12 protein-coding genes and 1 pseudogene are annotated in these 11,892 nt (G+C 71.8%); 1 reads left to right on the forward strand and 12 read right to left on the reverse strand.

The annotated features are described in order from the left end of the window. The 3 genes from MHW47_RS23835 to MHW47_RS23845 form a co-directional block, all read right to left on the reverse strand. Positions 1-1,423, reverse strand: a 1,423-nt coding sequence (locus MHW47_RS23835; protein ID WP_239225822.1) for a chromosome segregation SMC family protein, incomplete at its 3' end; no start/stop codon positions are given. A 261-nt stretch (positions 1,424-1,684) separates the two neighbouring features. Beyond that, entirely contained in the window at positions 1,685-1,894 is a 210-nt protein-coding gene (locus tag MHW47_RS23840; RefSeq protein ID WP_239225823.1) for a hypothetical protein, read from the reverse strand. A gap of 437 nt (positions 1,895-2,331) precedes the next feature. Next, entirely contained in the window at positions 2,332-2,613 is a 282-nt protein-coding gene (locus MHW47_RS23845; RefSeq protein WP_239225824.1) for an acylphosphatase, read from the reverse strand. Positions 2,614-2,756: 143 nt separating this feature from the next. On the opposite strand from MHW47_RS23845, the gene MHW47_RS23850 reads away from it, so the two are divergent. Next, positions 2,757-3,800, forward strand: a complete 1,044-nt coding sequence (locus tag MHW47_RS23850) for a CAP domain-containing protein (RefSeq protein WP_239225825.1) — start codon at positions 2,757-2,759, stop codon at positions 3,798-3,800. A gap of 49 nt (positions 3,801-3,849) precedes the next feature. Here the strand turns inward: MHW47_RS23850 and mutM are convergent, their stop codons facing one another. The 9 genes and pseudogenes from mutM to MHW47_RS23895 form a co-directional block, all read right to left on the reverse strand. After that, positions 3,850-4,707 carry a bifunctional DNA-formamidopyrimidine glycosylase/DNA-(apurinic or apyrimidinic site) lyase gene (gene mutM / locus MHW47_RS23855; protein ID WP_239225826.1) on the reverse strand — a complete coding sequence of 286 codons (858 nt, stop codon included), beginning with the start codon at positions 4,705-4,707 and terminating at the stop codon, positions 3,850-3,852. A 106-nt stretch (positions 4,708-4,813) separates the two neighbouring features. Further along, a complete protein-coding gene (gene rnc / locus MHW47_RS23860; RefSeq protein ID WP_239225827.1) occupies positions 4,814-5,638 on the reverse strand; it encodes a ribonuclease III in 825 nt (274 codons plus the stop codon). 19 nt (positions 5,639-5,657) lie between these two features. Then, positions 5,658-5,831, reverse strand: a complete 174-nt coding sequence (gene rpmF, locus MHW47_RS23865; protein ID WP_003965982.1) for a 50S ribosomal protein L32 — start codon at positions 5,829-5,831, stop codon at positions 5,658-5,660. A gap of 2 nt (positions 5,832-5,833) precedes the next feature. Beyond that, entirely contained in the window at positions 5,834-6,442 is a 609-nt protein-coding gene (locus MHW47_RS23870) for a DUF177 domain-containing protein (RefSeq protein ID WP_239225828.1), read from the reverse strand. Between the two features lie 189 nt (positions 6,443-6,631). Then, a complete protein-coding gene (locus MHW47_RS23875) occupies positions 6,632-7,720 on the reverse strand; it encodes an ATP synthase F0 subunit B (protein WP_239225829.1) in 1,089 nt (362 codons plus the stop codon). Positions 7,721-7,830: 110 nt separating this feature from the next. After that, positions 7,831-8,310, reverse strand: a complete 480-nt coding sequence (gene coaD / locus MHW47_RS23880) for a pantetheine-phosphate adenylyltransferase (protein ID WP_239225832.1) — start codon at positions 8,308-8,310, stop codon at positions 7,831-7,833. A 26-nt stretch (positions 8,311-8,336) separates the two neighbouring features. Next, complete coding sequence (gene rsmD / locus MHW47_RS23885; RefSeq protein ID WP_239225830.1) at positions 8,337-8,921, reverse strand: 16S rRNA (guanine(966)-N(2))-methyltransferase RsmD; 585 nt, start codon at positions 8,919-8,921, stop codon at positions 8,337-8,339. Positions 8,922-9,020: 99 nt separating this feature from the next. Next, on the reverse strand, positions 9,021-11,240 hold the full coding sequence (gene recG / locus MHW47_RS23890) for an ATP-dependent DNA helicase RecG (RefSeq protein WP_239225831.1): 2,220 nt from the start codon (positions 11,238-11,240) through the stop codon (positions 9,021-9,023). A gap of 54 nt (positions 11,241-11,294) precedes the next feature. After that, a pseudogene (locus MHW47_RS23895) lies at positions 11,295-11,892 on the reverse strand (dihydroxyacetone kinase); the annotation flags it as partial.

The raw sequence follows: 11,892 nt of genomic DNA on the forward strand, positions 1-11,892 counted from the left end.
TGGCCTCCTCGCGGGCGCGGGAGAGCGCCGCCTCGGCCTCCTTCAGCTCGCGCCGGGCCGCCTCGTGCCGCTCACCGAGTTCCGTGTCGCCGGCCTCCATGCCGTCGACCTCGGCCTTCAGCTGCTCGTACTCCTCCTGGGCGGCGACGGCCCGCTCCCGCGCCTCGTCGCGCGAGGCGGAGAGCCGGTCGATCTCCGCCTGGGCCGAACCGGCGCGGCTGCGGGCGGCGTTGACCTGGCCGTGCAGCCGGGCGAGGCCCTCGCGGCGGTCGGCGAGCGCGCGGGCGGCGTCCTTGAGCCTGCGCTCCTCGGCGGCCAGTTCCCGCTCCAGCTCCTGGCGGTGGGCGGCGGTGTCGTCCAGCGCGTGTTCGGCGGCCTCCAGGGCTGCGGTCAGCTCGGCCTCCTGCTCGCGGACGCGGGCGGCCTCGCGCTCCAGGTCCTCGGGGTCGCGGCCCCGGCGCTCCTCCTCGGGCGGGGCGGTGGCGCTCTTGACCCGTGCGTCGGCCAGCGAGATCGTGCCGCGGACGCGTTCGGCCAGCTGGGACAGCTCGTACCAGGTCTGCTGGGCGCGCTGGAGCCGGGGGGCCAGCCGCCGCACCTGCTCCTCCAGTTCGGCCTCGTGGGCGAGGGCGGCCCTGAGTTCCGCCTCGGCGGCCTCCCGGCGCTGCCTGAGCGCGGCTTCGTCGGCGATCTCGCTCCGCAGGGCGGTGCGCAGGGCCACGAGGTCGTCGGCGAGGAGGCGCAGCCGGGCGTCGCGCAGGTCGGCCTGGATGACGGCGGCGCGGCGGGCCACTGCCGCCTGCCGGCCGAGCGGTTTCAGCTGCCGCCGCAGTTCGTCGGTGAGGTCCTGGACCCTGGCCAGGTTGGCGCCCATCGCGTCGAGCTTCCGCAGCGCCTTCTCCTTGCGCTTGCGGTGCTTGAGGACCCCGGCCGCCTCCTCGATGAAGGCGCGGCGGCCCATCGGGTCGGCGTGCAGGACGGAGTCGAGCTGGCCCTGGCCGACGATGACGTGCATCTCGCGGCCGATACCGGAATCGGAGAGGAGTTCCTGGATGTCCAGCAGCCGGCAGGTGTCACCGTTGATCTGGTATTCGCTGCCGCCGTTGCGGAACATGATCCGGGTAATGGTGACTTCGGCGTACTCGATGGGCAGGGCGCCGTCGGAATTGTCGATCGTGAGGGAGACCTCGGCGCGGCCCAGCGGTGGCCTGCCGGTGGTCCCGGCGAAGATCACGTCCTCCATCTTTCCGCCGCGCAGGGATTTCGCGCCCTGTTCCCCCATGACCCAGGAAAGCGCGTCCACCACATTGGATTTGCCCGACCCGTTGGGCCCGACGACGCAGGTGATTCCGGGTTCGAAGCGCAGGGTCGTGGCGGAGGCGAACGACTTGAAACCGCGCAGGGTCAGGGCCTTGAGGTGCACGCCGCCGGACTCTACCTTTCGCGCTCGGTTTCGCCGATGAAGGTGCAGGGCACATCAGACGGTAAGGGAAGGGGTGTAGGTCCGGGCAGCCGCTGCGCGGAGCGGGGGGAGAAAAGAAAGAAGGGACGCCGAAGCGTCCCCTGTTGTTCCATGGATCCAGTGCGTCGCCGCACACGCGCCCTGATGATGTGCGGCGTTCAATGACTGGCTCGACGTGGTGTCGTCCGGATCGCTGAGTCCGGCCGGATCAAGCGGGTCCGGTCAGGTGAGCGCCGGCTCCGCCTGGGGTACGTCGATGTCCATGCTGTCGAGCAGCGACTGGTGCTGGGCGGCGGCGTTGAGCGCGTCGTTCTCCTGCTGAATCCGTACGAGCTCGGATTCGAGGTCCTGGACGCGCTGCTGAAGCCGTCGCATCTCGGCGAGGAGTCGCGGGTCGGAACCGCCGACGTAACCGAGAAGCGCCTTTGCCATGATGGATGGTCCTCCACAATGAGTGACCGACCGATGCGGTGTGGGTCGTGAGGGATCGCACCCGCGGTGCTCGGCAGTGCTCTGTGTCACTGCGGTCCTGCTGCCTACCAGCTCTGCCGAACAGCTAAGGTGCGCGGGGTTTTCAGAGTCTCACCAAAAAGTTTGACGGTCAACACGATCACACCCTGCGGAGCCGGGCGCCTCCGGGGCACACGGCTCGACGATCATGTGGTGCGACTCCTCCACGGGGCCCTCACGGGCGGCGGGATCATCCGTTGGGCGGCAGCCTGACACGCCGGCCCGATCTTGGCAACCATCGGAACATTCCGCAGGTCATTTCGGGTGCGGGCGCGGCGGGGGCCCTTTCCGTCACCCCGCGCCGCGCGTCGGACACGGGCCGCGCGCACAGCCCTTCAGGGCCCCCTTTCCGGGGGCACTCAGCGGATCGCGAAGCCGTCGTAACCCCCGCGCGGCGTGTCCCATATCTCAGTGACGCCGTCCACGCGGCCGGGTGTGTCGTCGGACCGCAGCCAGTCCAGGAGACGGTGGCAATTCTCACGTCGGCCCTCCGCCACGACCTGCACCCGGCCGTCGTCGAGATTGAGGGCGAAACCCGTGAGGCCGCCGATCTCCAAAGCGTTTGCCCTGGTGAACCAGCGGAACCCTACTTGCTGTACTCGGCCGCGTACCCAGGCGGTGAGCCGTACCTCTTCTTCCATGCCCGAACGCTATCCGTCCGGTGGCTCGCGGAGCACCTCCCGGCACATGCCCATGGCGTACAGTCCCCTCGCACAAGCCTCACTCGTACGGGTGAGTGCGGGGCGTCGAAAACGGCGTCCAGGTCGTCAGAAGGGCACAGCAGATGGGACGCCATCGACGCGGCGGCGCAGCTCCCGCCGCTGGGGAACAGGCCGAGGGGGCCGCGGGCCGGAATGCGGCGGCGGACCGCCGGAAGCGCTCGTCGCTTCCGTTGCGCACCGGGCTCATCGGCGTCTCGACGGCCCTGGCCGTCGGAGCGGTCGCCGTGGCCTCGGGGCTGCTGCCCGGCGGCGACGGCCACACCGTGAGCGGCGGCCCGACCGCCGACCAGGTGCGCTCGCAGGCCGCGCCGGATCTGCTCTCTCAGGGCGGCGCCACCGCATCGCCCACCGATCGCTCTTCCGCTTCGGCGCCGGCGAGCCGCAGCACCGACCGTGTCTCCGGGCCCAAGAAGTCGGGCTCTGACTCGTCGGACCCGTCGAAGTCGGCCTCCCCCAGCGCCTCCCGTACGGCCTCCGCATCGCATTCCGCTTCGGCCGGCCCCTCGAAGACCGAGGCCGGAAAGAAGGCCGCCGCTTCGAAGAAGGCCACCGCCTCGAAGAAGGCCACGGGCGGGAGGACGACCGCGTCCGGGAAGAAGGAGTCGGCCCGGCCCGCCTCCTCCACCGCCGCGAAGACCCCGGCCACCACGGCCACCCGGAGCACGGCGCCCGCCGCTCCGAAGCCCTCGGCCCCGGCCCCGTCGAAGAGCGCCAAGCCCACCGCCACCGCCGCCTCGGCCCAGGCGGCGATCCTCGCCCTCGTCAACGAGGAGCGCGGCAAGGTCGGGTGCAGCCCGGTCACCGCGAGCGCGTCCCTGGCCTCGCTGGCCCAGCGCTTCAGCGACGACATGGCCGCGCGCGGCTTCTTCGGCCACACCGACCCGGACGGCAGGACCCCCTGGGACCGGGCGGACGCGGCCGGCATAGCGGGCCTCGGCGCCGAGAACATCGCCCGCGGCCAGGCCGACGCCCAGGCCGTGATGGCCGCCTGGATGAACAGCGACGGTCACCGCGCAAACATTCTTAACTGCGATTACAAGACGCTCGGCGTCGGCGTCCACTACGGCGCCGGCGGCCCCTGGTGGACCCAGGACTTCGGCTTCTGAGCCGCGTCCCGGCGCGCGATTCGGCGGGCCCGTCCGGTGGGCGGGTCCGTCAGGCGTTGCGCGGGGGGCGCTGGCAGCGGGGGCAGTAGTAGCTCGACCGGTTCATCCAGGGGCGCCGCGCCATCGCCGTGCCGCAGCGGTGGCAGGGCTCGCCCTCGCGGCCGTAGGCGTCGAGCGACCGGTCGAAGTAGCCGGATTCGCCGTTGACGTTCACGTAGAGGCTGTCGAAGCTGGTGCCGCCCTGGGCGAGTGCCGCGTTCATGACGTCGCGGACGTGGCCGAGCAGCTCGGCGGACTTGGGGCGGGTGAGGGTCGCGGTCGGCCGGTCGTAGTGCAGCCGGGACCGCCACAGCGCCTCGTCCGCGTAGATGTTGCCGACGCCGCTGATCAGCGACTGGTCGAGCAGGGCGCGCTTGATCGTGGTGCGGCGCAGCCGCAGCGCGGTGTGGAAGGCGGCGTCGTCGAAGGCCGGGTCCAGGGGGTCGCGGGCGATGTGCGCGATGACGTCGGGCAGGCCGTCGGGGGTGTTCTCGTGGAGCGAGAGCCCGCCGAAGGTGCGCTGGTCCACGAAGCGCAGTTCGGTGCCGACCGCGTCGGCGAAGCCGATCCTGATCCGCAGATGTTTCTCGTCGGGGGCGCCCACGGGCTGCACGAGGAGCTGGCCGCTCATGCCGAGGTGGCCCAGGAGCGAGCCGGCCGCCCCGTCCAGCGGCACCCACAGGTACTTGCCCCGGCGCATCGCCGTCCCGAACCGGGCCCCGGTGAGCCGGGCCGCGAAGTCCACGCCGCCCGCGAGGTGGCGGCGGACCGCGCGCGGATGCAGCACCTCGACCTCGGCGGCGGTCCGTCCGGCGACCCAGCGCTCCAGACCTCGGCGGACGACTTCGACCTCGGGCAGTTCGGGCACGGGAGGCTCCTGGGACGAGAAGGCGAGAAGGCGAGAGAGCGAGAAGGCGTACAGAGAAATGGGAGAACCCCCCGGCGCACGGCGGCACCGGGGGGTTCTCCGCAGGTCAGGCCGGAGCGACGTCCGTGGACTGCGCGGGGTCGGCAGGGGTGTCGGCGGCCCCTCCGTCGGCGGCGGCCTTCGCCGCTGCCTCCCGTGCTTCCGCGGCGGCGCTGATCTCGCGCCAGGCGGACTCGGCCGCCTGCTGCTCCGCTTCCTTCTTGCTACGGCCGGTGCCGGTGCCGTACGAGACACCACCGACGCGGGCGGCAGCAGTGAAGGTCTTCTCGTGGTCCGGGCCGGTCTCCGTGACGAGGTACTCGGGGACACCGAGGCTCTCGCTCGCGGTCAGCTCCTGGAGGCTGGTCTTCCAGTCCAGGCCGGCGCCGAGGTTCGAAGACCTGTCGATCAGCGGGTCGAAGAGCCGGTGCACCAGCTCCGACGCCGCGTCCAGGCCCTGATCGAGATAGACCGCGCCGATCACCGCTTCCAGGGTGTCGGCGAGGATGGACGCCTTGTCCCGGCCACCCGTGCCCTCTTCACCGCGGCCGAGCCGGATGAAGGAGCCGAGTTCGAGGCCGCGGCCCACTTCCGCCAGTGCGCGCGAGTTGACCACCGCGGCCCGCAGTTTGGCCAGCTGGCCTTCGGGCAGGTCGGGGTGGGTGCGGTACAGCGTGTCCGTGACCACCAGGCCGAGCACGGAGTCCCCGAGGAACTCCAGCCGCTCGTTGGTGGGCAGACCGCCGTTCTCGTACGCGTACGAACGGTGGGTCAGCGCACGCACCAGAAGGGCGGACTCGAGTTGGTACCCGAGCCGCCCTTCCAGAAGCGTGTGGGACGAGGCTGTGTTGACGTTGTCTGCCTGCTTCTTGGCGTGGGACAACTCAGACATCGGGCCTCTCACCAGCCGCTCAGACCTCGAGGACCTGGCGCTTGTTGTACGTGCCGCAGCTGGGGCACGCGATGTGCTGCAGCTTCGGCTCCTGGCAGCGCTCGCACGAAACCAGGGTGGGGACCGCAGCCTTCCACTGCGACCGGCGGTGGCGCGTGTTGCTGCGCGACATCTTCCGCTTCGGAACAGCCACGGCTACTTCTCCTGCTTCTTGTCGACGCCGGGTGCGGCGCCGCCCATGTTGTCCTTCTCGCCGTCCTGAATGGTCTCGGCGAGTCCTTGCAGTGCCGCCCAACGAGCGTCGACGGCATCGTGGTGGTGGCCGGGATTCTCGTCCAGCCTGACTCCGCACTCGGAGCACAGACCGGCACAGGATTCCTTGCACACCGGCTGCATCGGCAGTGCGAGCACCACCGCATCACGCAGCACCGGCTCGAGGTCGAACAGGCCGTCCTCGAGAAAAAGCCTGTCCTCGTCGTCCTCGGCGTCGTCGGCCGGGTCCACGGGCTTGCCGTGGTTCCGGTCATCGGCGTCAGGGTACGAGAACATCTCCTGGAAGTCCGCCTCGACCTCGCGGCTCAGCGGCTCCAGACACCTTACGCACTCCCCCTCGACCGTCGCGCGGGCGGTCCCGGTGACGAGCACGCCCTCCATGACGGATTCGAGGCGGAGGTCCAGCTCCACCGGGGCGCCTTCCGGCACTCCGATGACGCCGCCGATGCCGAGATCGGCGGGGGCGTCCGCCGTGCGGGTCAGCCGCCTCATGGCACCCGGACGCCGGCCCAGCTCGTGCGTGTCGAACACGAGGGGGTTTCGGTGGTCGAGATGGCCGTTCAGGGCTTTTCCTGCTTTCGGGTCGAACGCGTCACGCGTGGTGGGAGGGGCCGACCGGTCCGGAGTCGAAGCGGGCAGCCGGGATCGCGGACATACGCGCGACCGAGGAGCCAGGATACTGGACACATCGCCCAGCTCCCAATCCGGGCCCTGCGGCGGTCAGCGGCCCTGCTCGTAGCGGCGGAGCTGGTCCAGGTCGATCATGCTGGTGTCGAAGAGGCTGGTCTCGTCCAGGGCGGCCTCGCCGTGCTGCGGCACTGCCTGCGGGGACTGGACCGGCTGCTGCCAGGCATCGTAGCCGCCCTGCGCCCCGGACGGGTCCTGGCCCTGGACATGCCCGGTGCCGTCGTAGCCCTGCTGCGGGTAGGCCGCGTACGGGTCGGGCTGCTGCGGGTAGCCGTACACGTCCTGCTGGGGCTGGTCCTGGTAGCCGTAGCCCTGGGTGTACTGGGGCTCCGGCTGGGCGCCGTACTGCGGCTCGCTCTGGTGCGGGATCGGGAGCGGCTGCGGGGCGGCGACCTCGGCCAGGCCGGCCCAGTGGTCCTCGTCGCTGGTGCGGCCCTGGTCGCCGGCCGCGTCCTGGGCGGCGATGTGCGCGCCCAGCTCGTCGGTGGCGACGCGGCCGTGCAGCTTCTGCCGGCCCCGGCCCACCGCCTCCAGCGTCTTGGCGAGCACCGCCTCGAAGGCACCCAGCTTGGTGTCCACGTACGCGTCGGCGCGGCTGCGCAGGGTCTCCGGGTCGGCGCTGCGCTCGGGGGCCTCGGCGAAGTCGGGGTCCTCGTAGCCCTGCTCGTCGTAGCCCGGGCCCCGGCCGAGCAGCTTCTCGCGGCCCCGGTCGACGGAGCCGATGGTCTTGGTGAGGACGACCTCGAAGTTGGCGAGCTTGCTGTCGACGTACTCGTCGGCCTCGGCGCGGACCTCGTCGGCCTCCTTGCGCGCCTCGGCGAGGATGCGGTCGGCCTCGGCCTGGGCGTGCCGGGCGATCTCGGTCCCGGCGATCAGGGCGGTGCGCTCGGCGCGGGCGCTCTCGATGATGCGGCCAGCCTCCTGGCGGGCCTGTTCGACGAGCTGCTCGTGGCCGCCGATGACCTCCGCGGCCTGGGCGAGCGAGCCGGGCAGGGCGTCCCGCACCTCTTCGAGCATCGCGAGCAGTTCGGCGCGGTTGACCACGCAGGACGCCGACATGGGCATGGACCGGGCGTTCCCGACCGTCGCGACGATCTCGTCGAGCTTCTTCTGCACGTCCACCGTGTGCTCGCCACTCTCTACTGCCGGTTGGAGACGGACGGGACGACTGTACGGCCAGTCGGCTCCCGCCCGACACCCGCGGCCGGTACGGCTGACGTTCCGTCAGTGGTTCAGCGCTCGGCGAGCCGTGCGGTGAGGGCCTCCCGGACGACCGGCGGCAGCAGGTGCGAGACGTCGCCGCCCCAGGCCGCGACCTCCTTGACCAGCGAGGACGACAGGAAGCTGTAGGTCGGGTTGGTCGGCACGAAGAGCGTCTCGACGCCGGTGAGCCCGTTGTTCATCTGGGCCATCTGGAGTTCGTAGTCGAAGTCGCTCACGGCCCGCAGGCCCTTCACGATCGCCGGGATCTCGTGCTGCTTGCAGAAGTCGACGAGGAGGCCGTGGAAGGACTCGACCCGGACGTTGTCGAACTCGGCGGTGACCTGGCGGATGAGGTCGATCCGCTCGTCGACCGTGAAGAGGCCCTTCTTGGACTGGTTGATCATCACCGCGATGTGTACGACGTCGTACAGCTTCGAGGCGCGGCCGATGATGTCGAGATGTCCGTTGGTGATGGGGTCGAAGGACCCGGGGCATACGGCGCGGCGCAACTTGATTTCCTCGCTCTCCGGTCCGGTCATCGTGCGTCTTCGCACGTAGCGGCGGCGCGACCGTACCAAAGGGTTCCCTCGCCGTAGCGACGGGCTCGCAACGGCTCGAAACCCTTGGGCCAGTTGAATTCTCCGCCCCTGGTGCTGCGTTCCACCGTGACGAGCGCGTCGTCCGTGAGCCACCCCTGGGTACGGAGTGTGAGCAGGATCTCGGCAAGATCGTCGTCGGTGACGGCGTACGGCGGGTCGAGGAAGACCACGTCGTACGGGGCGGCCGGTGCCGGGCCCGTCACGATCTGTTCGGCTTTGCCGCCCCGGACCTCGGCGCCGGGCAGGCCCAGGGTGCGGGCGTTGTCCCGGACGGTGCGCAGGGCCTTGGCGTCGGCCTCCACGAGCAGGGCGTGGGCGGCGCCCCGGGAGAGCGCTTCGAGGCCGACCGCGCCGGAGCCGGCGTAGAGGTCGGCGACCCGGATGCCGTCCAGGGTGCCCAGGAGCGCCTGCCAGGTGGAGAACAGGCCCTCGCGCGCGCGGTCGGATGTGGGGCGGGTGCCGGTGCCGGGCGGGACGGCCAGGCGGCGTCCGCCGGCCACGCCTGCGATCACGCGGGTCATGGGTGACTGGTCCTCGGGTCGGTTCGGGGCGGTGCGCGGGGTGCCGCGGGCGCCGTGGCTCCCACGATATGGCGTGGGCGGCGGCCGGGCGCCCCGGGCTCACCCCTTGTCGAGGTACTCCTCGCGCTCCTTGTCCAGCAGGGCGTCCAGGGCGGTGCGCAGTTCGGGCAGGCGGTCGAGGTCCGGGTCGGCGGCGACGACGGCGCCGGCCTCCTGGCGGGCGGCGGCGATGACCTCCTCGTCGTCGATGACGCTGAGGACCCGCAGCGAGGAGCGGACGCCGGACTGGGCCTGGCCGAGCACATCGCCCTCGCGGCGCTGTTCGAGGTCGATCCGGGACAGCTCGAAGCCGTCCAGGGTGGCGGCGACGGCGGAGAGGCGGGCGCGGGCGGGGCTCGCCTCGTGGGCCTCGGTGACCAGCAGGCAGAGGCCGGGGGCGGAGCCGCGGCCGACCCGGCCGCGCAGCTGGTGCAGCTGGGAGACGCCGAAGCGGTCGGCGTCCATGATGACCATCGCGGTGGCGTTGGGGACGTTGACGCCGACCTCGATGACGGTGGTGGCGACCAGGACGTCCACGTCGCCGGCGGCGAAGCGGCGCATCACGTCGTCCTTGTCGTCGGGCTGCATCCTGCCGTGCAGCACCTCGACGCGCAGGCCGGCCAGGGGCCCCCGGGCGAGCTGTTCGGCGATCTCCAGGACGGCGAGCGGGGGGCGCTTGTCCTGGGCGGCGGCCTCCTCCTCGGCGGCCTTTGCGCCCTTCCCCTTCTTCTTGGCGGGGTCGTCCTCGTCGTCCCCGATGCGGGGGCAGACGACGTACGCCTGGTGGCCGCCCTCGACCTCCTCGCGGACGCGTTCCCAGGCGCGGCTGAGGAAGTGGGGCTTGTCCCGGGCGGGGACGACGTGGCTGGCGATGGGTGAGCGGCCGGCCGGGAGCTGGTCGAGTACGGAGGTCTCCAGGTCGCCGAAAACGGTCATGGCGACGGTGCGCGGGATGGGCGTCGCGGTCATGACGAGGAGGTGGGGCGGCTGCTTCCCCTTGGAGCGCAGGGCGTCGCGCTGTTCGACGCCGAAGCGGTGCTGTTCGTCCACGACGACCAGGCCCAGGTCGTGGAACTTGACCTTGTCCTCGATGAGGGCGTGGGTGCCGATGACGAGCCCCGCCTCGCCGGTGACCAGGTCGAGCAGGGCCTGGCGGCGGGCGGCGGTGCCCATGGAGCCGGTGAGCAGGACGACCTTGGTGCCCTGGTCGGAGCCGCCGAGCATGCCTCCTTCGGCCAGCTCGCCCATCATCTCGGTGATGGACCGGTGGTGCTGCTGGGCGAGGACCTCGGTGGGCGCGAGCATGGCTGCCTGGCCGCCGGAGTCGACGACGGCGAGCATGGCGCGCAGGGCGACCATCGTCTTGCCGGAGCCGACTTCGCCCTGCAGGAGCCGGTGCATCGGGTGCTCGGTGGCGAGGTCGTCGAAGATCTCCTTCGAGACCGTGCGCTGGCCGTCGGTGAGGGTGAACGGCAGCTTCGCGTCGAACGCGTCGAGGAGGCCGCCCGGGGCGGGCCGGCGGGCGACGGCGGGCAGCTGGGCGTCGGCGACCCGGCGGCGGGCGAGGGCGACCTGGAGGACGAAGGCCTCGTCCCACTTGAGCCGGTCGCGGGCGGCGGCCACGTCGGCCTTGGTGGCCGGCCGGTGGATCTTGAGCAGGGCCTCGGGCAGCGAGACGAAGCCGCGGCCCTCGCGCAGGGTGGCGGGCAGTGGGTCGACGGCCTGGCCCGCGCTGGGCAGGACGGCGTCCACCGCCTTGGCGATCCGCCAGGAGTCGAGCTGCTTGCAGGCGGGGTAGATCGGCAGCAGCTTGCCCGCGAAGGCGTCGACGGCCTCGCCGGCCTCGTCGCTGTCGGCGGCGTCGAGCAGCTGGTAGGTGGGGTGGGCGAGCTGCATCCTGCGGTTGAAGACGGAGACCTTGCCGGCGAACATGGCGCGCCGGCCGGGCAGCAGTTCCTTGTGGGGCTTGTGGACGCCGTGGCCGAAGAAGACGAGCTGGAGCCGGCCGTGGCCGTCGGTGAGGGTGACTTCCAGGCGTCTGCCGCGGCCCCCGTTGAAGGTGAGGACGCGGGCGTCGGCGACCTGGGCGACGACCGTGACGTGCTCGTCGAGCGGGAGGTCGGTCAGCGCCGTGAGCCGGCCGCGCTCCTCGTACCGGCGGGGGTAGTGGTGCAGGAGGTCACCGACCGTGTGCAGGTCGAGGTGCTCGCCCATCACCTTCGCGGTGGGACCGCCGAGGAGCTTCTTCAGGGGTTCGTCGAACGCAGACACGCCTCCCATTGCACACCACGGCAGTGACAGTCGGCCGAAGGGCGGCGCCGGGCCGGCGGAAACCTATTCCACGCCGATGAGCAGCGGGGCGGTCTGGCGGCCCCCGTGGTAGATCGTCGTGTCCACCGCCAGGTGGCCTTCGCGGACGTGCTGTTCCAGGGTGGCGGCGAGGGTGGGCGGGGTGTTCTCGCCGAGGACCAGGGTGACCAGTTCGCCGCCGGAGGCGAGCATCCGGTCGAGCACCTTGCGGGCGGTGCCGGGGACGTCCTGGCCGATGACCGCCACGTCGCCGTCGATGAGGCCGAGGATGTCGCCGGCCTGACAGATGCCCGCCGTGGTCCAGGACTGCCGTTCGGCGACGGCGAGTTCGGCGTAGCGGGTGGCGCCGGCCGCCGAGGTCATGGCCACCACGTCCTCGTCGAAGCTGCGGTCCGGCTCGTGGACGGCCAGCGCGGCGATGCCCTGGACGGCGGCGCGGGTGGGGATGACGGCGACCCGGACGCCGTGGGCCCTGGCCTGTTCGGCGGCCGCGGCGGCGGTGTGGCGCAGTTCCCCGTCGTTGGGGAGCAGGACCACCTCGCGGGCGTGGGCGCGGCGGATCGCGTCCGCGAGTTCGCCGCTGGCGGGCGGTTCGCCGGGCCGGGCGAGCACGGTGGTGGCG

This window comes from Streptomyces sp. OfavH-34-F (assembly GCF_022347745.1).
Lineage (GTDB): Bacteria > Actinomycetota > Actinomycetes > Streptomycetales > Streptomycetaceae > Streptomyces.